This is a genomic window from Cellulomonas sp. P5_C5, from assembly GCF_054049655.1.
On the sequence record NZ_JBFULY010000006.1, the window covers coordinates 86277 to 109331 of the forward strand.

General features: G+C 71.2%; 23 protein-coding genes and 1 pseudogene. 12 read left to right on the forward strand and 12 right to left on the reverse strand.

Annotated elements, in window-relative coordinates; genetic code table 11:
• Positions 1–27 precede the first annotated feature (27 nt).
• On the forward strand, positions 28–1002 hold the full coding sequence (locus ACXJKF_RS07570) for a diacylglycerol/lipid kinase family protein (RefSeq protein WP_456787124.1): 975 nt from the start codon (positions 28–30) through the stop codon (positions 1000–1002).
• On the opposite strand, the gene ACXJKF_RS07575 is transcribed toward ACXJKF_RS07570, so the two are convergent.
• From ACXJKF_RS07575 to ACXJKF_RS07585, 3 genes are read right to left on the reverse strand one after another with little or no spacing between them, the layout of a single operon-like run.
• On the reverse strand, positions 999–1784 hold the full coding sequence (locus ACXJKF_RS07575) for an arylamine N-acetyltransferase family protein (RefSeq protein ID WP_456787125.1): 786 nt from the start codon (positions 1782–1784) through the stop codon (positions 999–1001). The genes ACXJKF_RS07570 and ACXJKF_RS07575 overlap by 4 nt on opposite strands.
• On the reverse strand, positions 1781–2689 hold the full coding sequence (locus ACXJKF_RS07580; protein WP_456787126.1) for a universal stress protein: 909 nt from the start codon (positions 2687–2689) through the stop codon (positions 1781–1783). The genes ACXJKF_RS07575 and ACXJKF_RS07580 overlap by 4 nt, the downstream gene beginning before the upstream one ends.
• On the reverse strand, positions 2686–4158 hold the full coding sequence (locus ACXJKF_RS07585) for an amino acid permease (protein WP_456787127.1): 1473 nt from the start codon (positions 4156–4158) through the stop codon (positions 2686–2688). The genes ACXJKF_RS07580 and ACXJKF_RS07585 overlap by 4 nt, the downstream gene beginning before the upstream one ends.
• Before the next feature lie 164 nt (positions 4159–4322).
• Between ACXJKF_RS07585 and ACXJKF_RS07590 the strand changes: the two genes are divergently transcribed.
• From ACXJKF_RS07590 to ACXJKF_RS07605, 4 genes are all read left to right on the forward strand, one after another.
• Positions 4323–4742: a DUF5684 domain-containing protein gene (locus ACXJKF_RS07590; RefSeq protein ID WP_456787128.1), complete on the forward strand. Its 420-nt coding sequence runs from the start codon at positions 4323–4325 to the stop codon at positions 4740–4742.
• A gap of 69 nt (positions 4743–4811) precedes the next feature.
• Positions 4812–5201: a PPOX class F420-dependent oxidoreductase gene (locus ACXJKF_RS07595; RefSeq protein ID WP_456787129.1), complete on the forward strand. Its 390-nt coding sequence runs from the start codon at positions 4812–4814 to the stop codon at positions 5199–5201.
• A gap of 14 nt (positions 5202–5215) precedes the next feature.
• Positions 5216–6034 carry a putative protein N(5)-glutamine methyltransferase gene (locus tag ACXJKF_RS07600; RefSeq protein WP_456787130.1) on the forward strand — a complete coding sequence of 273 codons (819 nt, stop codon included), beginning with the start codon at positions 5216–5218 and terminating at the stop codon, positions 6032–6034.
• Complete coding sequence (locus ACXJKF_RS07605) at positions 6027–6761, forward strand: DNA alkylation repair protein (protein ID WP_456787131.1); 735 nt, start codon at positions 6027–6029, stop codon at positions 6759–6761. The genes ACXJKF_RS07600 and ACXJKF_RS07605 overlap by 8 nt, the downstream gene beginning before the upstream one ends.
• A gap of 62 nt (positions 6762–6823) precedes the next feature.
• On the opposite strand, the gene ACXJKF_RS07610 is transcribed toward ACXJKF_RS07605, so the two are convergent.
• Entirely contained in the window at positions 6824–7234 is a 411-nt protein-coding gene (locus ACXJKF_RS07610; protein ID WP_456787132.1) for a VOC family protein, read from the reverse strand.
• A 61-nt stretch (positions 7235–7295) separates the two neighbouring features.
• On the opposite strand from ACXJKF_RS07610, the gene ACXJKF_RS07615 reads away from it, so the two are divergent.
• Entirely contained in the window at positions 7296–8654 is a 1359-nt protein-coding gene (locus ACXJKF_RS07615) for a DUF3224 domain-containing protein (protein WP_456787133.1), read from the forward strand.
• On the opposite strand, the gene ACXJKF_RS07620 is transcribed toward ACXJKF_RS07615, so the two are convergent.
• The gene (locus ACXJKF_RS07620; protein ID WP_456787134.1) at positions 8639–9193 is read right to left on the reverse strand and encodes an SRPBCC family protein; all 555 of its coding nucleotides are present in this window, start codon (positions 9191–9193) and stop codon (positions 8639–8641) included. The two genes, ACXJKF_RS07615 and ACXJKF_RS07620, sit on opposite strands and share 16 nt — an antisense overlap.
• A gap of 164 nt (positions 9194–9357) precedes the next feature.
• Positions 9358–9771 carry a DUF6855 family protein gene (locus ACXJKF_RS07625; protein ID WP_456787135.1) on the reverse strand — a complete coding sequence of 138 codons (414 nt, stop codon included), beginning with the start codon at positions 9769–9771 and terminating at the stop codon, positions 9358–9360.
• A 111-nt stretch (positions 9772–9882) separates the two neighbouring features.
• Between ACXJKF_RS07625 and ACXJKF_RS07630 the strand changes: the two genes are divergently transcribed.
• The gene (locus tag ACXJKF_RS07630; RefSeq protein ID WP_456787136.1) at positions 9883–10416 is read left to right on the forward strand and encodes a hypothetical protein; all 534 of its coding nucleotides are present in this window, start codon (positions 9883–9885) and stop codon (positions 10414–10416) included.
• A gap of 259 nt (positions 10417–10675) precedes the next feature.
• Entirely contained in the window at positions 10676–12559 is a 1884-nt protein-coding gene (locus ACXJKF_RS07635) for an adenylyl cyclase (RefSeq protein WP_456787137.1), read from the forward strand.
• Positions 12560–12613: 54 nt separating this feature from the next.
• Here the strand turns inward: ACXJKF_RS07635 and ACXJKF_RS07640 are convergent, their stop codons facing one another.
• Positions 12614–12994, reverse strand: coding sequence for a hypothetical protein (locus ACXJKF_RS07640; protein ID WP_456787138.1), 381 nt, complete (start codon positions 12992–12994; stop codon positions 12614–12616).
• A gap of 50 nt (positions 12995–13044) precedes the next feature.
• Positions 13045–13647 carry a class I SAM-dependent methyltransferase gene (locus ACXJKF_RS07645; RefSeq protein ID WP_456787139.1) on the reverse strand — a complete coding sequence of 201 codons (603 nt, stop codon included), beginning with the start codon at positions 13645–13647 and terminating at the stop codon, positions 13045–13047.
• Between the two features lie 105 nt (positions 13648–13752).
• Here ACXJKF_RS07645 and ACXJKF_RS07650 point away from each other — a divergent pair, with 105 nt between their 5' ends.
• The 4 genes from ACXJKF_RS07650 to ACXJKF_RS07665 all read left to right on the forward strand — a co-directional run bounded on the left by ACXJKF_RS07650 (position 13753) and on the right by ACXJKF_RS07665 (position 17467).
• Positions 13753–14184 (forward strand): YciI family protein, encoded by a 432-nt coding sequence (locus ACXJKF_RS07650; protein WP_456787140.1) that lies wholly within the window; start codon positions 13753–13755, stop codon positions 14182–14184.
• A complete protein-coding gene (locus tag ACXJKF_RS07655; RefSeq protein ID WP_456787141.1) occupies positions 14184–15440 on the forward strand; it encodes an RNA polymerase sigma factor in 1257 nt (418 codons plus the stop codon). Before ACXJKF_RS07650 ends, ACXJKF_RS07655 begins: the two co-directional genes overlap by 1 nt.
• Before the next feature lie 13 nt (positions 15441–15453).
• Entirely contained in the window at positions 15454–16737 is a 1284-nt protein-coding gene (locus ACXJKF_RS07660; RefSeq protein ID WP_456787142.1) for an MFS transporter, read from the forward strand.
• A gap of 88 nt (positions 16738–16825) precedes the next feature.
• Positions 16826–17467 carry a GNAT family N-acetyltransferase gene (locus tag ACXJKF_RS07665; RefSeq protein ID WP_456787143.1) on the forward strand — a complete coding sequence of 214 codons (642 nt, stop codon included), beginning with the start codon at positions 16826–16828 and terminating at the stop codon, positions 17465–17467.
• A 1147-nt stretch (positions 17468–18614) separates the two neighbouring features.
• Here the strand turns inward: ACXJKF_RS07665 and ACXJKF_RS07670 are convergent.
• The 4 genes and pseudogenes from ACXJKF_RS07670 to ACXJKF_RS07685 all read right to left on the reverse strand — a co-directional run.
• Positions 18615–18906, reverse strand: a pseudogene (locus ACXJKF_RS07670) (transposase); the annotation flags it as partial.
• 6 nt (positions 18907–18912) lie between these two features.
• Positions 18913–19452: a hypothetical protein gene (locus ACXJKF_RS07675; RefSeq protein WP_456787144.1), complete on the reverse strand. Its 540-nt coding sequence runs from the start codon at positions 19450–19452 to the stop codon at positions 18913–18915.
• A 19-nt stretch (positions 19453–19471) separates the two neighbouring features.
• Entirely contained in the window at positions 19472–20980 is a 1509-nt protein-coding gene (locus tag ACXJKF_RS07680) for an AHH domain-containing protein (RefSeq protein WP_456787145.1), read from the reverse strand.
• 878 nt (positions 20981–21858) lie between these two features.
• Entirely contained in the window at positions 21859–23052 is a 1194-nt protein-coding gene (locus ACXJKF_RS07685; RefSeq protein WP_456787146.1) for an RNA polymerase sigma factor, read from the reverse strand.
• Positions 23053–23055 lie beyond the last annotated feature (3 nt).

Here is a 23055-nt window from a genome sequence, read left to right on the forward strand (position 1 = left end):
GGGGAGCGCCGGGACATACTCGCCCCCGTGACGACCCCCCAGGACGCGACCACCCAGCCCGCCGCCGAGCAGCGCGACGGCAGCGGTCCGCTGCGCACGGCCGTGATCGTCAACCCGAACCGGGTGGAGGGTCTGGACGAGCTGCGCGCCGGAATCACGGAGCAGCTGGCCGAGGCCGGCTGGCCGGAGCCGCAGTGGCTGGAGACGACGGCGGAGGACCCCGGCACCGGGCAGGCGAAGCAGGCGGTCGAGGACGGTGCCGCGGTGGTGTTCGTGGCCGGCGGCGACGGCACCGTGCGCGCGTGCATCGACGGGCTCGCCGGTACGGACACGGCGCTCGCGATCCTGCCGGGCGGCACCGGCAACCTCCTGGCCACGAACCTCGGTGTCCCGACGAACACCATCGAGGGCGTGCAGCTGGCCCTGGACCGCGGGCGCCGCGCGGTCGACCTGGGCGAGGTCGAGGGCAAGACGTTCGCCGTCATGGCGGGCATGGGCCTGGACGCCGCGATGGTCGACGACGCCCCCACCAAGGTCAAGGCGGTGCTCGGCCCGGTGGCCTACGTGTTCTCCGCGCTCAAGCACCTCAACGACGCGGAGATGAAGGTCGAGGTGCAGGTCGACGACCACCCGGTCCTGCGCCGGCGCGCCCGGACGGTGATCGTCGGCAACGTCGGACGCCTGCAGGGCGGGGTCAACCTKCTGCCCGACGCCGAGCCCGACAACGGTCAGATGGACGTCGCCGTCCTCGCCCCCCGCAACCTCGGCCACTGGATCCAGACCGCGTTCCACGTCCTGCGTCCCGGCCGGAACAAGGTGCCCAACATGGAGGTGCTGCGCGGGTCGCGGATCACCGTGACCAGCGACCGGCCGCAGCCGCGCCAGCTCGACGGTGACGTCATCGAGGAGTCGACGACGCTCGACGTCTCGGTCCGCCCGGATGCGCTGTGGGTCTGCGTGTACCAGCCGGACACGTCCGACGACCTCACCGAGCAGCACTAGCTCAGCGCCGCCACCTGCTCGGCGCTCAGCGACAGGCCGAGGTCGCGGAGCACGTCGCCCAGCTCGTCGTCGCCGATCGTGCGGTCCTCGACCGTGCCGGAGGGGGTCTCGACGGTGAACCGCCGCCCGATCAGGCAGCGCACCCGTTCCTCGTCCTTACGGATCACCACGAGCTGCAGCACGAACCGGGACGTCGGCCGGTGCGACGTCGCGAAGTTCGCGACCTCGACGTCGGCGGGGTACGTGGTCTCCGCCGGGATCGTGTAGTGGGTCTGCCAGTCGCCGTCGCGCAGCTCGTGCAGCTGCCAGGAGCCGTCGTCGAGCAGGACGGTCCGGTAAGTCCAGCCGCCCTGGTGGGAGACGGAGCCGTCGACCAGCGGGACGGGTTCGAGCAGCCCGGAGCCGAAGCCGGTGTCGGCGAGCCAGAGACCGTCGTGCTGTCGGACGAGCAGCACCAGGTGCGAGCGCGGTCGGGGCGCGACGGCCGGGTCGCCGATGCGCGCGAGCCGTCGCTCGACGTCGTGGCCGAGGCGTTCGAGCGCGGCGCCGAGCAGGATGCCGTGCTCGTAGCAGTAGCCGCCGCGGGCCGCGTCGACGAGCTTGGCCTGCACGCCGGGCAGGTCGACGCTGATGTCGACGCCGAGCTGGACGTCGACGTTCTCGAACGGGATCGCGGCGAGGTGGGCCCGGTGGACCGTCGCGAGCGGGTCAGCCGGACCGGCGCCGATCCTGGCCAGGTAGGCGTCGAGGTCGAGGCGGTCGACGCCCCACAGGTCCGTCACAGCTCGTCGTGCGGCACGACGAGCACCGGCACGGGCGAGTGCCGGATGATCTTGGTCGCGTTGGTGCCCAGGAACACGCGTCGGAGCGTACCGGCGCTGGAGGACCCGAGGACGAGGAGCTCGTTGGGCGCCCAGTCGACGGAGCTCAGCGCCTCGCTCCAGCTGGTACCGGACGCGACGACGAAGGCCGTGTCCTCGTCCAGCTGGTCGGCGAGCGCCGCCTGCGCCTCCGCCATCTGCTCGCGCCACTGCTCGGTGACCTCGGACTCGATGTCGGTGCCGATCTCGGGCGGGTACATCTTCGCGGAACGGACCCCGAAGGACGCGACACGCAGCTGCACGTCGATCTCCCGGGTGAGCCGCGCGGCCCAGCGCACCGCTGACGCGGCGACCCGGGAACCGCTGAACGAGCAGGTCAGCCGGTGTGCGGCGACGTCGGGGGTGCTCGGCGCGCACCGGTACGCGCGCGGCGCGATCGCGAGCGGGACCGGGGAGGAGTGCAGCAGGTAGTCGGCGGTCGAGCCGACGACGACGCGCCCCTCGGGTCCGTCGGGCGACGAGCCGAGCACCAGCGCGGTGGCGTCCCGCTCCTCCGCGAGGGCGGCCAGCGCGCGGGGGGTCGACCGGTCCGTGAGCCGCACGAACTCGATGGTCAGGCCGTCGGCACGGTCGGCGAGGAACTCGAGCGCGGCGGCCTTCGCCTCGTCGGCACGCGCCTGGATCCACTCCTGCATCTCGCCGTCGACGCGGGCCATCGACGGCACCGTCCAGCCGGGTGGGATGACCGTCGCGACGACCAGCACGAACGCGCCGGTCGCCTCGGGCAGGGTCCGCGCGAGCGTCACGCCGAGGTCGAGTGCGCCGTGGATGTCGCCGAACGGGTTGGCGCCGACGACGATCGTCATCGCACGTCCTCGTCGCGGAGAGCGTCCTCACGCAGGTCGGCCTCGATCGCGCGTTGCAGCAGGGAGTGCTTGCGGCCCCACAGGAAGTAGAACGCGAGCACCACGCCGAGCCACAGCAGGAACCACGCGTAGGTGTACCAGTGCAGGCCGGACAGGATGTAGATGCAGGCCAGGACGGCCAGGACCGGGGTGACGGGGTAGCCCGGGACCTTGAACCCGCGCGGCAGGTCCGGCCGGGTGCGGCGCAGGATGATGACGCCGACCGAGACGGTCATGAACGCGATCAGGGTGCCGATGGACACCAGGTCCCACAGGTAGTCGAGCGGGATGAACGCGGCGAGCAGGCCGACGACGACCGCGACGATGACGGTGTTGTTCACGGGCGTGTGGGTCCGCGGGTTGACGCGTGCGAACGCCCGCGGCAGCAGCCCGTCGCGGCCGATCGCGAACAGGATGCGGGTCTGCCCGTACATCGTCACCAGCGTCACCGAGAAGATCGAGATGACCGCCCCGGCGGACAGGATCGTGCCCGGCCACGACGCGCCGACCACGTCCTGCAGGATCTTGGCCAGCCCCGCCTCGCCCTGCGCCGCGTCGCCGAACTCCTCCCACGGCTGCGTGCCCAGCGCCGAGACGGCGACCAGGACGTAGATCGTGGTGACGATCGCGAGGGCGCCGAGGATGGCCCGCGGCATCGTCTTCTGCGGGTCGCGCACCTCGTCGCCAGCCGTCGAGATGGCGTCGAGACCGATGAACGTGAAGAAGATCGTCCCGGCGGCCGCGGTGATGCCCGCGACGCCCTTGGGCGCGAAGTCCGCGAAGTTGTCGGACTGGAACCCGGTGAACGCGATCACCACGAACATCAGCAGGACCGCGAGCTTGATGACGACCATCGTGGCGTTGACCTTGGCGGACTCGGACGCGCCCCGGATCAGCAGGACCGCGCACATCGCCACCAGGATCAGGGCCGGCAGGTTGATGATGCCGGGGTCGGTGTCCCAGGGTGCGGCGGACAGCACGTTCGGGATCTGCCAGCCGAACAGGTTGTGCAGCAGCTGGTTCAGGTAGTCGCTCCACCCGACGGCCACCGCGGCCGTGGAGACGCCGTACTCCAGCAGCAGGCACGCCGCGACACCCATCGCGACCACCTCGCCGAGCGTCGCGTACGCGTAGGAGTAGGTCGACCCGGAGACGGGCACCGCCGACGCCATCTCGGCGTACGAGAGGGCGGACAGCCCCGCGGCGAGCCCGGCCAGCAGGAACGAGATGATCACCGCCGGGCCGGCGTCGGGCACCGCCTCGTGCATGACGAAGAAGACGCCGGTGCCGACGGTCGAGCCGACGCCGAACATCATCAGGCTGAACGTGCCGATGGACCGCTCGAGCCCCTCGCTCGACTTCACCGAGATCGGGCTGATCGGCTTCTTGCGCCACAGCTGTGCCCGCAGGGACGACTGCTGGACCGTCATGGGCGGGCCTCTCTCAGAGGGCCCATCCCCCCGGGCCGTCGCCGTGTGTCGTCAGCCACGGTAGGAGCAGGGCGGCGACCCGGCAATCGGGTGAAGGACAAGCCTCCGTGAGAAAGAGGGTCAAAACGGACACAGGACGCGGTGTTTGTCGCTACTGTCCGCGCATGATCACAACACTCGCCACCGAGGTGGCCAACACCACGGCCGCCGCCGGCGCCGGCGCCGGCTCCCTCGTCGGTGGCCTCATCGGCTACCTGCTCGTCGCGTTCGCCCTCGTCGGCGTCTTCAAGAAGGCCGACGAGCCCGTCTGGCAGGCCTTCGTCCCGATCTGGAACACCATCGTCCTGATCAAGATCTCCGGCCGGCCGATCTGGTGGGTCCTCCTGCTGCTGATCCCGATCGTGAACATCGTGGTCTGGGTCATCGTCCTGCACGGCCTGTCGACCTCGTTCGGCCACGGCGCCGGCTTCACCGCCGGCCTGTTCTTCCTCAGCATCATCTTCCTGTACATCCTCGGCTACGACTCCAAGCCCTACCAGGGCGCCACCGGCGGCGAGCCGCTCACCGGCTACGCCACCGCCTGACCCAGTACTCCCGGAGACGGCCGCACCCCCACGGGGTGCGGCCGTCTCGTGCGTGGGTGACCATCGCGCATGACGACTTTCGACGCCCTCGCCGACGAGGGGTTCATCGCCCTGACCACGTTCCGGAAGACGGGTGTCGGGGTGCCGACGACCGTGTGGGTGGGTCGCGACGGCGACGCGCTGCTGGTGACGACGCCCCGCGGCAGCGGCAAGGTCAAGCGCCTGCGCCGCGACCCGCGCGTCCAGATGTCGCCCAGCGGCCGGCTGGGGAAGGTCGACGACGACGCACCCACCGTCTCCGGCGTCGGTGAGGTCCTCGACGACGACGCCGCCCGGGAGCGGTGCAACGCGATCATGCAGGAGAAGTACGGCCTGGAGTACCGCGTGATGATGGGGATCGAGAAGCTCGGGCGCAAGGGCGACGACAACCGGGTGATCGTGAGGATCACGCCGGCCTAGGTAGGGTGCCCGCCGTGACCCTGACCCACGCGGAGATCACCGCGACCCTGCGTGCTGCCGGCTGCGTGTTCGCGGAGGACGAGGCGACGCTGCTCCTCGACGCGGCCGCGGGGGAGGACCTCGCGCGGATGGTCGAGCGGCGGGTCGCCGGGGAGCCGCTCGAGGTGGTCGTCGGGTGGGCGGAGTTCTGTGGGCTGCGCATCGAGATCGACCCGGGGGTGTTCGTGCCGCGGCGGCGCACGGAAGCGCTGGTCCGGGAGGCGGCTCGGCTGGCTTCCTCGTCGGCCAGGCCAGTCGGGGTGCTCGACCTGTGCTGCGGGTCGGGGGCGCTCGGGGTCGCGCTCGCGCACCTGCTCGGGTCGGTGTCCCTGTACGCCGCGGACGTCGAGCCGGCGGCGGTGCGCTGCGCACGACGGAACGTGGCCACGGTCGGGGGTCAGGTGTTCGAGGGGGACCTCGACGAGCCGCTGCCCGCGTCGCTGCGCGGGCGGGTGGACCTGCTCGTCGCCAACGTGCCGTACGTGCCGACCGACGACATCGCGCTGATGCCGCCGGAGGCCCGCGACCACGAGCCGCGAGTGACGCTCGACGGGGGTGCCGACGGGCTGGACGTGCTGCGCCGGGTCGCGGGCGTCGCGCCGCGGTGGCTGGCGCCGGGCGGGCACCTGCTGGTGGAGACGAGCGAGGCGCAGGCTCCTGCTGCGGTCGACGTGCTCGCTGCGGCCGGTCTGGCGGCGCGGGTGGTGGTCGACGAGGACGCGGGCGCCACGGTGGTCGTGGGGACCCGGCGGCGGGACGACGGCGCCGTGCCCGGGGTGCGCGTCGATGAGTGAGGCGGTCGAGCGCCTCGTCGCGCTCGCCGACCCCGAACGGGCTGCGGGGATGGCGGCGTTCTTCCGGACGGGACCCGGGCAGTACGGCGAGGGTGACGTGTTCCTCGGGCTGTCGGTGCCGCAGGTGACGGCGGTCGCCAAGCAGCACCTCTCGATGCCCGTCGACGAGCTGGAGGCGCTACTGGAGGACGAGCGGCACGAGGTGCGGCTGCTGGCGTTGAAGATCATGGCCGTGCAGTCCGCCGCCGCGAGGACCGCGCCGGAACGCCGTCGGGAGCTGCTCGACCTCTACCTGCGGCGGACCGACCGCGTGAACAACTGGGACCTGGTGGACCTGAGCGCACCGGACGTCCTCGGTCGGGCGGTGCTGGCCGGGCTGCCGACGGACGTGCTGTACCGCTTCGCCGGCTCGGACGTGATGTGGGAGCGCCGCATCGCGATCGTCGCGACCTACCGGCTGATCCGCGCCGGGTCCCTGGACGACACGTTCGCCCTGGCCGCGCTGCTGGAGTCCGACCCGCACGACCTGATGCACAAGGCGGTCGGGTGGATGCTGCGGGAGGCCGGCAAGCAGGACGAGTCCCGGTTGCTGGCGTACCTCGACGAGCACGCGGCGACCATGCCGCGGACGGCGCTGCGGTACTCGCTGGAGCGGCTCACGCCCGAGCAGCGCGTTCACTACATGGCCGCCCGGAAGCGCACAGAGCGCTCCGGCGCCGGCGGCTGACCGGCACACCCGCGTCCGGCGCGTCCGTCGGGTGCGCGCAGGACACGGATGCTCCGAGTCGATCAGGAGGTGGCGATCTCCAGCCAGTGCGGGTTGGTCATGATGCCCAGGAGGTTGCCGAACGGGTCGACCACCGACGCGGTGATGAAGCCGCCGCCGCGCTCGCGGACACCGTCGTGCTCGGTCGCGCCCAGGGCGATCAGGCGGTCGAACGTGCCGGTCAGGTCGTCCACGTGCCAGGAGACGACGGCTCCGCTGGGGCCACCGGCGCCGGGCACGTAGCGGCGGTCGATGATGCCGATCTCGTCGAGGTGGTCGCCGATGCGGAACTCGACGTAGCCCTCGCGGACGAAGTACGGCTCGACGCCGAACGCCTCGGTGTACCAGGTGCGGGCGGCGTCGAGGTCGTCGGCGAAGAAGGAGACGTTGGCCAGGCCTCGAAAGGCGCTGTTGGTGTTCGTCGTATTTGTCATGACTCCACTCTCGTCGGCTAAGTGCTCACCTTCTGAGCACTTTGTCTGCGACTCTTCAGACATGCGCGCAGACCGTCTGGTGGCCACCCTCCTGCTCATGCAGGCGCGCGGCCGGGTGACCGCCGCCGAGGTGGCCACCGAGCTCGAGGTGTCCGTCGCGACGGCCCGTCGTGACCTGGAGGCACTGTCCACCGCGGGCATCCCCGTCTACCCGCAGCCGGGGCGCGGCGGCGGCTGGTCGCTCGTCGGGGGTGCCCGCACCGACCTCACCGGGCTGACCGCCTCCGAGGCGCAGGCGCTGTTCCTGCTGGTCGGCTCGTCCTCCGACCGGTCGGCCGACGCGACCTCAGCGCTGCGCAAGCTGGTGCGCGCCCTGCCGGCGACGTTCCGCGCGGAGGCCGAGGCCGCCGGGCGCGCGGTGGTGGTGGACCCGGTCGGCTGGGGGTCGGCCGCCCGGTCCCGGCAGCCGTGGGTCGAGGAGCTGCAGGGGGCCGTCGTCCGTCGGCGGCAGGTGACTCTCGGGTACCGCGGGTGGTCCGGCGAGACCGAGCGGACCGTCGACCCGTGGGCGCTCGTCGACAAGGGGGAGCTCTGGTACCTCGTCGCCGGCACGCCTGCGGGACGCCGGACCTTCCGCCTGGACCGGATCGTGCGCCTGGCGGTGCTCGACAGCCCGGCGGCGCGGCCCGACGACCTCGACGTCGCCGGGATCTGGGAGTCGGTGGTCGACGAGGTCGAGCAGCGCCGCGGGCGCGTGACGGCGACCGTCCTGACGACGCCGTTCCTGGTGCGCGTGGTCCGGGACCTGTTCGGGCGGCACGCCACCGTTCTGGGCTCCGACGACGACGGCCGCGTGCGGCTCGAGGTCGCGTCGCACACCGCGCGCTCGGTGGCCGAGAAGCTCGCCGGGTTCGGGTCGGCGGTGGAGGTCCTGGAGCCTGCGGCCGTCCGGGAGGAGCTGGCGGCGCTCGGCGCCGAGCTGGTGTCAGTGGGCAGGGCTAGCGTGCCGCGCATGATCACCGAGGGAACGTTCACCGTCAGCGGGTTCGCCGGCGTGCCGATCGAGCAGGAGCAGCCGGTCGTCACCGCGCTCGGCGTCGGCGTCGCGACGATGGAGAAGCAGTACGCGGGCGGTGTCACGGGCCGGTCGACCACCCTGTTCACGTCGGCGTTCGACCCCGAGCGCGGCGTCGGCACCTACGTGGCGATGGAGTCGTTCGAGGGCAGCCTCGACGGGCGGGCCGGCACCTTCAACTTCGTGCACGCCGCGTCGACGAGCGGCACCGACCGGTCCGACGAGCACTTCCTGATCGTGCCGTCGAGCGGGACCGGGGAGCTCGCCGGGATCGTCGGCAGCGGCGCGCTCGTGGTCGACGCCGACGGCACGCACCGGATGCGGTTCGACTACACCGTCGACTGAGCGCGCTCGGCGTGCTCCCGCGCAGCGAGCGCCGCGAACGTCAGGAGCTGCTTGCGCATCATGAGCAGGTCGCCCCACGCGAGCAGGCGGTCGCGCAGTGCTGCCGCGCGGCTGGTCGGTGGCGTGCCGCGGACGACGGCCAGGAGCCGGCTCTGCTCGGGCCCGACCGGGACGACGGCGTACGTGACCACGATGTCCCCGAACACCCGCGTGCTCGGCCCGGGGATCATGCGGAAGGTCAGGTGCTCGCCGACGACGAACGACTCGAGCCTGAAGATCGTCGAGAACGTCTGCCCGACCTCGAGGTCCCAGCACCACGGCAGGGGCCGAGGTGGACTGCGGTGGCCCAGGTTGTCGACCCAGTCGTAGCTGTACGGCGCGGCCCGGAACTGGCACACCCACCGGAAGACGACGTCCGCGGGGGCCGCGACGTCCACGCCGCGCAGCAGCCGGTCGCCGGGGTCCGGGAGCAGGTCGTCGCACGGGTAGGTGCGGTCCGCCTCGGCCTGCGTGACGCCCCAGCTCGTCGCGATGCTCATGGCTCCCCCTGCCGTCGTCGAGAGACCTCACGCTAGGGCGGTCGCGGTCGGCGCGCGCCGACCTCTCAGCGGGTCCACAGCCGTCGGGCGCGAGCCCTCGGGCGCCGCGACCGTGCGCGCGCCCGGCCGGTCCGGCCCAGGTCACCGCGAGCAGCGGGCGCCGATCAGCCCGGTACGACGGCGCGGACCCGGTTGTTCCTGGCGTCGTGCGTGAGCTCGACCAGACCGAGGGCTTCGAGCAGCGGCGGCAGGTACATCCCGAACCGGCCGCGGTAGCCCTTGCGCAGGCCGTACCAGCCGCCGACGGGGTTGGTCTCGTCGCGACCCCACGCCTCCACCGACCCGGCCGCGGCCGGCTTCTGCTCGTCCGCGGCGCCGAGCGGGACCCAGCCGTCCTGCGCGAGCAGCCAGACGTGCAGGTCCTCGACCGCGCTCAGGTGGTACCGGAGTGTCGTCGATCCCACCTGGCACACCAGGGCGGGCGGGTCCGCGGACTCGTCGCGGTGCATCGTGTACGTCGACGACCCGGGCGCGGTGGTGAGCTGCCAGGGGTCGTCCGTCGTTCCCGTGCCGGTCATCGGGACCTCCTTCGCGGATGACCCCACTATCGACCCCTCGAGCACCCGGAGCACAGGCTGCGGGTCGGTTCCTCCCGATACGCTCGCGGCCGGATCGACTCAGGAGGCCGGATGAGCGTGGCGACGGAACTGGTGAACGTGACGGCGGACGAGCCCTGGCTCGTGATCGTCGCGACGCTCGGCCCGCTGGTCGCGGCGATCGGTGCGATCGGTGCGCTCTTCGTCGGGATCCAGACCGTCCGGCAGCGCACCGCGGCCGACGCCCAGGCGCAGTGGTGGGCCCGCGTGCAGTGGGCCGCCGGGCTGGCGTTCGAGGCCGACGACGCCCAGCGGTCGGTCGGGTTCGATGCTCTCGCGCTGCTGGCGTCGTCGCCGCTGGCCGGACCGGACGACCACGCGTTCCTCGCGGGGCTGTCGTTCGACGCGCTGCGGGCTGTGCAGGAGCGGGGGACCGTCGACGACGTGGACTTCGTGCCCGTCGACGACGAGGGGTTCGTGCGACCGTCGGACGCGCGGCCCGTCGTGGAGGTGTCCCGGTCCGAGGTGGCTGCAGCCCGGTTGCGCGTGGTGACCGACCGCGGCCGGGGGCGCACGACCCCGGCGTGGGTCACCCGGTTGGCGGCGACGAACCCCTCGGGTGCCTGACCCCAGGACCGCGCGGCGTCGGACGCGGGCGGGCGGCCTCGCACGCGCCGGACGGCTGCCGACGGCCAGCGGCCGTGAGCAGGGGCCGTCGGAAAGCCGGGTAAACACTTACTGGGTTGTCACTATTGACACGTGACACCAGCCCGGTACCTTTTGTCCTGGCCGACAACAAATGTCTGGTTCACGGCGCCAACGGCGGTGCCACCTCGCGTGCGGGGACTCGTCGTGCGACGTGCCCTGTGCGCTAGAGAGGTCCCCCATGCACCTTGGCAGGCAGAGCCCCCCACGTCCCCGGCGCAGGCGGACGGCGACCGTGCTCGCCACCGCGCTCGCGGTCGCGCTCGTCCCGCTCGTCGCGGCCCCCGCCGCGCAGGCGGCAGCGCCCGTCGACCTCGGCCCGAACACGATCGTGTTCGACCCGAGCCAGCCCATCGCGGAGATCCAGGCCACCGTCGACGCCATCGCGACGCAGCAGGTTCCCGCGCACTTCGGTGAGGGCCGGTACGCGCTGCTGTTCAAGCCCGGCACCTACGGCACGCCCGAGCAGCCGCTCCGCTTCGAGGTCGGCTACTTCACCGAGGTCGCCGGCCTCGGCCAGGACCCGGGCGACGTCGTCATCAACGGCGCCATCGAGGTCTACAACCAGTGCCTCCCGGTGCCCGAGGGTGCCCCGGCGAACTGTCTCGCGCTGGTCAACTTCTGGCGCTCGCTGTCCAACCTGACCATCCAGTACGCCCCCGGAGACGCAGACGGGTGCCGGGCGAGCGCCAACTTCTGGGCCGTCTCGCAGGCCGCGCCGATGCGCCGCGTGAACGTCACCGGCGCCAACGTCAGCCTCATGGACTACTGCACGGCCGGCCCGCAGTACGCGTCCGGTGGGTTCATCGCCGACTCGACGCTGCCGTACGTGGTCAGCGGCAGCCAGCAGCAGTTCCTGGTCCGCAACGGCTCGGTGGCCGGCTGGAGCAACAGCGTCTGGAACCAGGTGTTCGCGGGCGTGCAGGGCGCTCCGGCCACCGACTTCAGTCCCGTGGTCGGCGAGCCCAAGTACACGACGCTCGACACGACCCCCGTCTCCAAGGAGAAGCCGTACCTCTACCTGGACGACGCCGGCAGGTACAACGTGTTCGTCCCGTCGGCCCAGAAGGACTCCGCCGGAGCGACGTGGGCCACCGGCAGCACGCCGGGCAAGTCGATCCCGATCAGCAAGTTCTTCGTCGCCAAGCCCGGTGACAGCGCCGCGAAGATCAACTCCGCACTGGCGCTGGGCAAGAACGTGCTGCTCACCCCGGGCGTCTACCACGTGAACAGGACGCTCAACGTGCTGTGGCCCAACCAGGTGGTCCTCGGGCTCGGGCTGGCGACGATCATCCCGGACAACGGGGTCGTGGCCATGCAGACGCTCGACGTCCCCGGCATCGACGTCTCCGGCATCATGTTCGACGCCGGCACGGTGAACTCCCCGGCGCTGCTCCAGCTGGGCACCAAGATCTCGGCGCTCGACGGCAAGCTCAAGAAGCCCCTGCTGAGCAGCGCGAGCAACCCGACGGCCGTGCAGGACGTGTTCTTCCGGATCGGTGGCGAGGCCGTCGGCAAGGCCACCCAGAGCCTGGTGGTCAACACGAACCAGACGGTCATCGACCACACCTGGGCGTGGCGGGCCGACCACGGCACCGGCGTCGGCTGGGACGTGAACACGGCGGAGACCGGGGTGCTGGTCAACGGCAACGACGTCACCGCGACCGGCCTGTTCTCCGAGCACTACCAGAAGTACAACGTCATCTGGAACGGCGAGCGCGGCAAGACGATCATGTTCCAGAACGAGCTGCCGTACGACGCGCCCGACCAGGCGTCCTGGCAGCACGACGGCGTCGACGGCTGGGCCGCCTACAAGGTGAACGACAAGGTCAAGGTGCACGAGGCCTGGGGCATGGGCGCGTACATCTACACCAACGTCAACCCGACCCTGCACGCCACCCGGGCCTACGAGGTGCCGGTCACGCCGGGCGTGAAGCTGCACAACGTGCTGACGGTCTCGCTGAACGCGGCGGGCACCATCGACCACGTCGTCAACGACACGGGCGACCCGGTGACGCCGACCTTCGCGGGTCCGAGCACGGTCGTGGAGTGGCCGGTGCCGTGACCTGACGACGGCAGGAGGAGGGCCCGACGGCGCTGACAGAGCGCCGTCGGGCCCTCAGTCGTCCGGCAGGGCGAGCCCGAAGATCCGGCGCTGCGGCGCTGCGAGGGTGTCGGCGCCGGGCTCGGGTGCCGGGAACTCGCCCGTGCGGGGTGGCCCGACCCACAGCCGCCACCCGTCGGCGTCGCGGTAGATCTGTCCCAGCGCGACGAGGTGCGCCCGGCCCGCGGCAGCGAGCTGCGCGCGCACGGGCTCCTCGTGCGACGGCGGCACGAAGCCGACGATGCGGTTGCGGCAGACGAGGACGACGTGGCTGCCGCCCTCGGTCTCGAACGTGAGCCCGACCCGTGCCGAGTCGCCGCTCCGCGCCGCGGCCAGGCCGACCTGCAGCGCGGGCGCCTCACCCGCGACGAAGCCGTCGCCCACGTCTGCGGTCACCACGCCACGTCGCGCGAACATCTTCACGGAACCAGCGTCCCACCCGCGGCTCAGGGTCGGGCGACCAGCGCGTACCGCTCGTCGGTGACCGGTCCGCCCCACAGGGCCTCGTCGGCGCTGAGCGACTCCACCCGCAACCCGCTGACGAGCGGGCCGACGAGGGCGGCGAGGTCCGACGCGGTGATCCCGGCGTTCGTCGACCACCGGCCCTCGACCAGGACGAGCGCGCCGCCGGGGCGGACCAACGAGACCCACCGGGCCAGCGCGGCCTGCGGGTCGGGCAGAGCCCAGACGAGGTGGCGCGCGAGGACGACGTCGACCGGGTCGTCCGGGGGATCCGCGGCGTCGCCGACGACGAAGGTCGCACGGAGCCCCGCGCCGTCGAGCTTGGTGCGCGCTCGCTCGATCATCTCCGGGGACAGGTCGATGCCGGTGACCCGGTGGCCCGCTTGCGCCAGCAGCGCGGTGAGCGAGCCGGTGCCGCAGCCGACGTCGAGCACGTCCCACGGTCCGGTCGGGAGCCAGCCGGCCAGGCGGGAGGCCCACGCCGCGCGCGTGCCGGGGTCGAGCAGTCCGTGGTCGGGCTCGTCGTCGAAGGTCGGCGCCGCTGCGTCCCAGAACTGCGCGGTGCCGGAGAGATCGGAGGCGGACATCCGTCCACGCTAGGTGTCGAAGAAGGCCGTCGCCGTTCGACGACCCAGGTGAAGGCCCGTCACCGGCACTAGCGTCGAGACGGCACCCACACGAAGGAGATCACCATGAAGGTCCTGGTCATGATCAAGGGCGACGGCGCGGACGAGGACAAGGTCGCCCCCACCGACGAGATGTTCGCCGAGATGAACGTCTACAACGAGCAGCTGGTGAACGCGGGGATCATGCTCGCCGGCGAAGGGCTCCAGCCCAGCAGCAAGGGCGCCAAGGTCGTCTGGGACACGAGCGGCGAGGTGTCCGTCGTCGACGGTCCGTTCGCGGAGTCGAAGGAGATCATCGCGGGCTACTGGGTCTGGCAGGTGAGCTCGCTGGACGAGGCCGTCGAGTGGGCCAGGCGCTGTCCGTCGACGGCGGGGATGCGCTCCGAGCTGGAGATCCGGCCGTACTTCGAGATGGAGGACTTCGCGAAGGTGGTCTCGCCGGAGATCCTCGCCAAGGAGCAGGCGCTGGTGGACCGGGTCAAGGAGCAGCACGGCTGATGTCCGACGCGCGGCGGACGGTCGAGGTCATCTGGCGGATCGAGTCGCCGCGCCTCATCGCCGCCCTGACCCGCCTGGTCCGGGACGTCGGGCTGGCCGAGGAGCTGGCGCAGGACGCGTTCGTCACGGCGCTGGAGCAGTGGCCGGTCACGGGCGTCCCGGACAAGCCCGGTGCGTGGCTCATGGTCACGGCACGGCACCGGGCGATCGATCTGATCCGGCGGGAGCAGAACCGGGACGCCAAGTACGCGGTGCTGGCGTCCGGTCTGGCCGACGACGCTGCGGCCGACCGGATCGTCGACGAGCCCATCGGCGACGACCTGCTCTCGCTGGTCTTCCTGACCTGCCACCCGGTGCTGCCGCGCGAGTCCCGGATCGCGCTCACGCTCCGCCTGTTCGGTGGGCTGACCACCGACGAGATCGCGCGCGCGTACCTGGTGCCGTCGGCGACCGTCGGGCAGCGGATCTCCCGCGCCAAGCGCACCCTCGCCGAGGCGCACGTCCCGTTCGAGGTCCCGCAGGCCGACGAGATGCCCGCGCGGGTGGGCTCGGTGCTCGAGGTGGTCTACGTGATCTTCACCGAGGGCCACGCCGCGACGAGCGGTCCCGCGTGGATCCGTCGGGACCTTGCCGACGAGGCGATGCGGCTGGGCCGGGTGCTCGCGGCCCTCCTGCCGCGCGAGCCGGAGGTGCACGGGCTGGTCGCCCTGATGGAGCTGCAGGCGTCGCGGTTCGAGGCCCGCGGCGACGGCGTGCTGCTGCAGGACCAGGACCGTCGGTTCTGGGACCACACCCTGATCGAGCACGGGTTCGCGGAGCTGGACCGCGCGACGACGCTGGGCAAGCCGCTCGGTCCGTACACCGTGCAGGCGGCGATCGCGGCGTGCCACAGCCGGGCGCGGACGTTCGCGGACACCGACTGGGAGGCGATCACGGCCCTCTACGACGCGCTCACCCAGCTCACGCCGTCGCCGGTGGTCGAGCTCAACCGCGCGGTGGCCGTCCTGCACGCGGACGGACCGCAGGCCGCGCTCGCGGCGCTCGACGCGATCCGCCACGACCCGCGGCTCGCCCGCTATCACCTGCTCGGCGCGGTCCGTGCCGACGTGCTGGCCCGGCTCGGCCGGACCGACGAGGCCGCTGAGGAACTCGAGCGGGCCGCGGCCCTCGCGCCGACGCAGCGCGAGCGGAACCTGCTCATGGCCCGGTCGGCGGCCGTCGCGGAATCTCCCGTGCTCGATGTCGGAGGCGACTGACAGCATGGCCGACATGACCGATCCCACCCCGACCGACCTGGGGGACGCGCCCACCGACGCTCCCGCGCCGGACCGACCGGGCTGGCGCCGCGACGTCACCATCTTCCTGTCGGGGCAGACGGTCTCGCTGTTCGGCTCGATGCTCGTGCAGTACGCCGTGATGTGGCACCTGACCCTGGAGACCAAGTCCGGCGGCGTGATGGCCCTGTACGCGGTGTTCGGGTTCCTGCCGCAGGCCGTCCTCTCGATCTTCGGCGGCGTCTGGGCGGACCGGCTGGACCGCAAGAAGCTCATCATCGGCGCGGACGCCACCATCGCGGTCGTCACGCTGGCCCTCGCGATGTTCATGGCGGCCGGCGCCACGGACCTGTGGCTGATCTTCGTGGCCATCGCGATCCGGTCGGCCGGTGCGGGGATCCAGATGCCCGCCGTCGCTGCGCTCCTCCCGCAGATCGTCCCCGCGGACAAGCTCATGCGGGTCAACGGCATCAACGGCACCATCCAGTCCGCCATGATGCTCGTCGCCCCGGCCGCGGCCGCCGCCGTCTACGCCAGCATGTCGATCGTGGCGGTGTTCTACATCGACGTCGTCACCGCGGTCATCGGCATCGGCCTGCTGCTCCTGGTCACCGTGCCCCGGCTGGTCCGCTCCGAGGAGTCGAAGGCCCTCGGCTACTTCGACGACCTGGTCGGCGGGGTGAAGTACATCGTCAGCCACGCGTTCGTGCGCTGGATCCTCGTGCTCTACGCGGTCGTGTTCGTGCTGATCGTCGCGCCCTCGTTCCTGACCCCGCTGATGATCGTGCGGACGTTCGGCGAGGAGGTGTGGAAGCTGACCGTCAACGAGCTCGCGTTCAGCATCGGCATGGTCCTCGGCGGCGCGGCTGTCGCGGCGTGGGCGGGGAAGTGGAACCGCGTGCGGATGATCCTCATCTCGACGCTGGTGTTCGGGGTCATCTCGATCGGTCTCGGGCTGTCCACCAACCTCTGGGTGTTCTTCGCGTTCATGTTCCTGCTCGGCCTGTCCGTGCCGGCCTTCTCGACCCCCTCCTACACGGTGCTCCAGGAGACCGTCGAGCCGGAGATGCAGGGGCGCGTGTTCGGGTTCGTCGGCATCGTGATGGCACTGTCGATGCCGTTCGGCATGGCGGTGTTCGGGCCGCTGGCGGACACGTTCTCCGTGGAGTCGCTGCTCATCTGGGCGGGGGTGGCGCTGCTGCTCGTCGTCGCGCTCGCGCTGGCTGTGCCCGGCGGGCGCCGCGCGATGAACGCCGCGAACGAGCACGCGACGGTCTGAGAGGTCACTCGCGACCCTCCTGGTCGCCGGCGGATCGTCGTCGCGGGACTGCCCGGCGTGCGGCAGCGTCGTCGGGCAGGATGACGCCATGCTCGCGCCGATCACCCTCACCGGCCGCCACGTCCGGCTGGAGCCGCTCGCCCTGGAGCACGTCGACGGCCTCACCGCCGCGGCCGCCGAGGAGCGCGGCAGCTACGGGTACACGTGGGTGCCCGACGGGCCCGACGACACGCAGACCTACATCGACGCGGCCCTGGAGCACGCGTCGGGCGGGCGGGCGATCCCGTTCGCGGTGCGACGCCTCGCGGACGACACCCTCGTCGGCAGCACGCGGTTCCTCGACCTCGAGGTGTTCCAGGACCCGGCACCGTGGCCGCCCGGCATCGGCACCGGCGGGGTACCGTCCGACGAGAACCCGCCGTCCGTCGCGGAGATCGGCAGCACCTGGTACGCCTCGTCGGCGCAGCGGACCGCGATCAACACCGAGACCAAGCTGCTCCTGCTGACCCACGCGTTCGAGACGTGGCGGTCGCTGCGCGTGACGCTGAAGACCGATGCCCGCAACGCGGCGTCGCGGCGGGCGATCGAGCGGATCGGCGGCCGGTTCGAGGGTGTCCGCCGCGTGCACACGGTCGCCACCGACGGCGGCCTGCGGGACACCGCGTACTTCTCGATCGTCGCCGCGGAGTGGTTCGTCGTCCGCGCCGGCCTGGTCAGCCGCCTGACCTGACAGACCCACCCGGCCCGTCCGCCGCACCCCCGCCACCCCAGACCACTCGCCGCCCGCTCGCCCGCTCGCCCGCTCGCCAGCTCGCCCGCGAGAGCGTGAGTTTGCGACGAGAACGTGAGTTGCAACTGCCGATCTCGTCGCAAACTGCCGATCTCACGGTCGCCGGCGGGTGCCGCCGGCCACGTGCGCGCGCCCGTCGGGCGTGCTCGAGCGCCTCTCGAAACCGAGGTCCAACGTCTCGAGGACACCCACAACGGCGGCGCCCGGGTACACCGGCGGTGACCAGCAACTACCCGCAGGCCGCCCACTCGGCCCCTGACACCCAACCGAATCTCCAGGGCACCTAGGACGTGTCTCCCAAAGTGACGGTTGGCTCCTCCATGTACTAGCTCTGGGAAGCGGCCTCTTTGCGGCGTCTGCGCGCGCGCTCCGTGGCCTGGGCGCGCACGTGTCGGGAAATCCCGTTCGACCCGAGGAGGTCGAGCACCCGGAGGTCGGTCGCTGTGCGGCAGGCTTGGCGTTGAGCCCAGGGGCTCCAGGTGTCGGCCGGCTCACCAGAACTGGCATCGCCGGCCGCGGCCGCACGAACTAGGACCACGTCGCGGGCACGCTGTTCTGCCATGAGCTGTTCGCGACTCCCGGGCTCGAGAACGTCGAGCGCCAATCGGGACAAGGCCGGATCATCTCCCTCGATGACCGCGAACACGGGGCTCAGGGCCATGCCTTCGTTGGGTTCTCCACGAACCACATCCAGCAGCAGGCGATGGAGCGACGGTTCCTCCATCGCGAGGCGGTAGGCGGTCCAGTGGGGTTCACAGGTGTCAGAGGCCTGCTCCTCCTCGACCAGTCGCTGGCCCAGACGGCGGCGCAGCTCTTGGTACGCGGCGGCCGCGCCGTAGCGTCGCGCGTCCACTCCGGTGGGTCCGAGAGCGTTCGAGCTGACCGCAGTAAAATCTTCCATCTCGTCAGTATCTCGGGTTGCTGGCGGCAGCACGGCTACCCCGGCCGGGCATAGCCCACTCGGGCTACGGCCGAACCTGTCGAGGTCCGGGCTGGCTCCGTGGCGCAGCCATGCCAGCACTGCGGCCAGGACGGCGCCGCCGCGGTAGAGGGTGGCGAGCTTGTCGTAGCGCGGCTCGAGTCGCTGATTCATGTGATTCGACTGGGCCCCCGTGGTGCGTGGCAGGGTCGCGGCGTGCTGGTGGGCTCGGTTGATCGTGGAGTCGATGGAAACCGCCCAGTCGATCTCCCCGGCGGCGTCCGCCTGCGCAAGCAGGGCCGTGAGCACGTCGTCCCAGGTCCCGTCGCTGCTGAACCGCTTGTGTCGCTTCCACACTGTCTGCCATGGACCGAACTCGAACGGCAGGTCACGCCATGCCACGCCGGTTCGGGTACCGATAGACGATGCCCTCCACGACCTCAAGATCATGATGTCTAGGCATTCATCAGGCCGAGGGGCAGGCGGTCAGGGAGGTCCCAGCGAGATTTGCGGTGCGTACCGCCGTGGCCGCGGCTGCGCTAAGGATGATGAGGCCGCTCATGTGGGACGGAGCGAACACGTGATGTCCGGCAGCCTTGCTGAGGGACAAGGTCCACTCGAACGGGATCCCGCTAGGTCCTAGGTCCGTCAGTCCGTCGTGGTAGATGTCCAACGGTTCATAGAGATGCGCGATCCAGTACTGCAACGACACCCCATCGGGGGTGAGCAGGAACGCGGGCAGCCATTGCACGTGGTCGTCGACACCGACGACCGGCTCGAGCACGGTGCGGGCGCGATCGGACAACAGGGTTGCGTTGGTGGAGTTCCACGGCCAGTCGAACACGTCCGAGGTCGGCATCTGCCATTCCAAAAACGGAACGCTGTCCCGAACTCCGGGCCGGTGCCGCAGGCTCCGGACGAAATTGCCTGCCGCGCCCGACTGTGTGGAGAGGGCCACCTGGTTCTGCGCCTCCCCGTCGGACTCCAGGGTGTAGTAGTCGCTCACGCTGTGATCCTTCCAGCCCTCACAGGCACCTCCAGTAGGCCCACCGCAGCACGAGGGGGTCGGCTTGGTCGATGGGGACCTTCACCCACGCCTCGAACAACGCTGTGAACACCAGGGGATCCCCGTTCGCCTGCTCGGCCGCAAGTTCCATGTTCCGGTAGACCCATTTGTGATACTGCGGTGGATGGTTGCCCCGCTGGAGTTTGTCGAGATGGTTCCAACTGTCGTTCGTGAGATCGAGCCCGGCGGTTGGGAAGTTATCGCGCAGCAACGCCTTGAACTGCGGGGTGAATGTCTTGTGCTTGTCCGTCGCGAGGTGATGGTCTTCCACCTGCGCCTTCGCGTTGAGGGCGTCCCTTAGGTCCTGCAGTGCACTTGGGTCCTCAACGCAGTTGGGCGGCAGCGGGATACCCCCGCCTGCGGGCGCGGGCTCCGGCTCTTCCTCGGGTATGAGCGAACCGTCGTCATCGAGGCACACGCCATCGGTGCGGAGGTTGCCGCAGTCTGGCTCGATGTACGTCGGTTCGTCGCCGTGTACGGCGTCGAGCAACGCGAGGAACACCAAGCCCCAGTCGACCGAGCCTGTCTTCGCGGCGAAACTGAGGGCAGCTTGCACACCCAGCGCGTCACACACCAGAACGGCATCCGGCACGGCTACCTCGGGTGCGAAGTGGCGGATCTTCTCCCCGAGAACGGCGCAGCGCTCGTCCGGTCCGTATCGACTGGCCAGGAGTGATCGCAGGGTGGCGACCGGTGCGGAGGTGAGGTCGGGTGCGGGCCAGGGCAGGTACTCGACGCCGCCGTTGTCGTTGATTCGGGCGTTGGGGCTGATCTTCCCGGGCTCGCGGTAGACCGAGCAGCGGTCGAGGTCGACGTCGTAGGGTCCCCACTTGCACAGATGGTCCGTGCCGCGTACGGCTTCGACGTACCAGTTCGGGCACAGCTCGGCCAGGTCGCCGCAGGTCTGCGAGCCCGTCTCGGTGCGGTGAAGGAGTTCTAGGCGGCAGTCGTTCTCGAGACAGTCCGGGTAGAGGCCGACGATGTCACGCACCCATTGGGCGTTCGGCGTCGCGGGGACGATCAGCTGAGTGGGAATGCCAGGTGTGGCGGCGTCCCAGTCGGCGCCGAAAGTGCCGGCCACCATGCCCGCCGGGCAGGTCAGGGCGGGGAGCTCGTACTCGCCTCCGGTGGCGATGTTCCCGTACCAAGCCGACTCGATGGCGRGTGGGCCGTCCGGACCCTCGCAGGTGATCCAGCGAGTGATCTTGCCCTGACCGGCTTCGATGCCTGGCGGGCGATCGGGGTGGCCGGGCGGGTAGTAGGTGCCGAGCACGGCGCCGTTGTAGGCGTTGGTGATGTCGACGTGGCTGAAGCCGCCTCTGGTGGTGCCTTTGCACGCAGTGGCGCTCGAAGAGAACGTGTAGCTGAGCGTTCCTGACGCCGGCCCGCCCGGCTTGACCCCGCGGTTGGCGGTGGGTTGGAAGCTGACGGCATTCGAACCGTTCTTGCACTTGACCGTCAGGCCCACACCTCCAGACTCGGTCCACCGAGTCCACTCGCCTGCCCAGACGATGTCGTAGTGGAACGCAAACGTTCCGGTCGGCGCTCCGTAGTCGGGAGTGGATGGCTGCGACCAGGTGGTGAACGCCGTGGAGTTCGGCGGGTGCTAGCCCGGCACGGGGACGCGCTCATAGGTCTGAGACGGGGCGAAGCCAGGCGCGAGCGGCGGAGCGACGAGACCGGAGGCCCCCTCTTCTCCAGGCGTGGAGCCGATGCGGAGAGACCCGGACTGGAACCCCAGCGCGGTGACGCCGATAGCGGCCGCGCTCGTTGCCGCTAGGTCGACCCGGCTGACCGTCGATACCGCCGCAGCAGTCGCCGTCGTGGCAGCGCCGAGGTATGCGGCGTCGGACGCCTCGAGCACGGCCAGTCCTGCTGCAGATCCACAGAGCGAAGAGCCCGGGACGGTACACACGGCGGCCGCAGGCGCCGCGAAGGGGAGGGCTACCACGCCCGAAACGGCGAGCGTCGCAACGACCAATAGAGCAATTCGGGCGCGTGGCATGTCAGTGGTAGTCGGCAACAGGACGGTCAGACTTGAGGCCGACAGCGCTCCTGCTCAGGTCATCGTGGCCGCTCGACGAAGAACCCTCGCTGGGGCCGGGCCGGGAGCAGCGGCGCTTCTTCTCCGTCTGTCGGCGCCGAGTCTCCAGCAACCGCGGCCGCGTCATCAGGTTCGGCGCCGTCGTCAAGACGAGTCGCCACGGCGGAGGGGGAGTGGTCGGCGTCGATAGGGGATGCGGTGAGGTCGGCAGGCTTCTCGACGACGAAGGTCGACGAGGGGGGCATCGCCCGGAACGGGTGGACTCCGCCGGCTTGTACGAGCCAGAACGCGCCGTCCCACGCCTACGGCGTCGCGGTCGCCGCGCGTTGGCGCAGGAGGAAGTCGCGTTCCGGGGCGGTGGTGGTCAGGGCGAGGGCCTCGTCGTAGGCGTCGACCGCGTCCGCCGGTCGGTCCAGGCGGCGCAGGAGGTCGGCGCGGACCGCGTGGAACAGGTAGAAGCGATCCAGCGGCAGGGTGTCCACGAGCGCGAGCCCGGCCTCCGGTCCGTGCAGCTCCGCGACGGCGACAGCGCGGTTCAGCGCCACCACGGGACTCGGCGCGATCGACATGAGCTGGTCGTACAGGATCACGACCTGCCGCCAGTCGGTCCCGGCGGGCTCGCTGTGCACCGCCTGCATCGCGGCCTGGAGCTGGTACGGACCGAGGTGGTCGCGGCGCAGGCAGCGACGGACGAGCTCGCGACCCTCGTCCAGCCGGGACTGGTCCCACCGCGAGCGGTCCTGGTCGCGGAGCAGGACGAGAGAGCCGTCGCCGGCCACGCGGGCGTCGCGGCGGGCGTCGGTGAGCAGCATGAGGGCCAGCAGCCCGAGCGCCTCGGGCTCGTCGGGCATGAGCTCGACCAGCACGCGGCCCAGCCGGATCGCCTCGGCGCAGAGGTCGTCGCGGGTCAGGGCGCCGGACCCGGTGGTGAACACCAGGTAGACGACGGCGAGCACGGCCCGGAGCCGGTCGGGCAGGTCGGCGTCCGACGGGATCCGGTAGGGGATGCGGGCGTCGCGGATCTTGCCCTTCGCGCGCACCAGGCGCTGGGCCATCGTCGGCTCCGGCACCAGGAACGCCCGGGCGATCTCGGGGGTGCTCAGCCCGCCCAGCAGCCGCAGCGTCAGTGCCACCTGCGCCTCGACGGACAGCGCCGGGTGGCAGCACGTGAAGACGAGCCGCAGCCGGTCGTCGCGCACGGGGCCCACCTCCACCGGGTCGTCGCGCTCGTGCAGCAGCGCGGCCTGCGCGTGCCGGTCGTCGCGGGACGCCTCCCGGCGCAGCCGGTCGATCGCCTTGCGCTTGGCCGTCGTGATGATCCAGCCGGTGGGGCTGGCGGGGACGCCGTCGTCGGGCCAGTGCTGGACCGCCGCGACGAACGCGTCCTGGACGGCCTCCTCGGCGACGTCGAGGTCACCGAACGACCGGGCGAGGACCGCGACCGCGCGGCCGTGCTCCGCGCGGAACACCCGCGCGATCGCGTCCTCGTCGGTCACCGG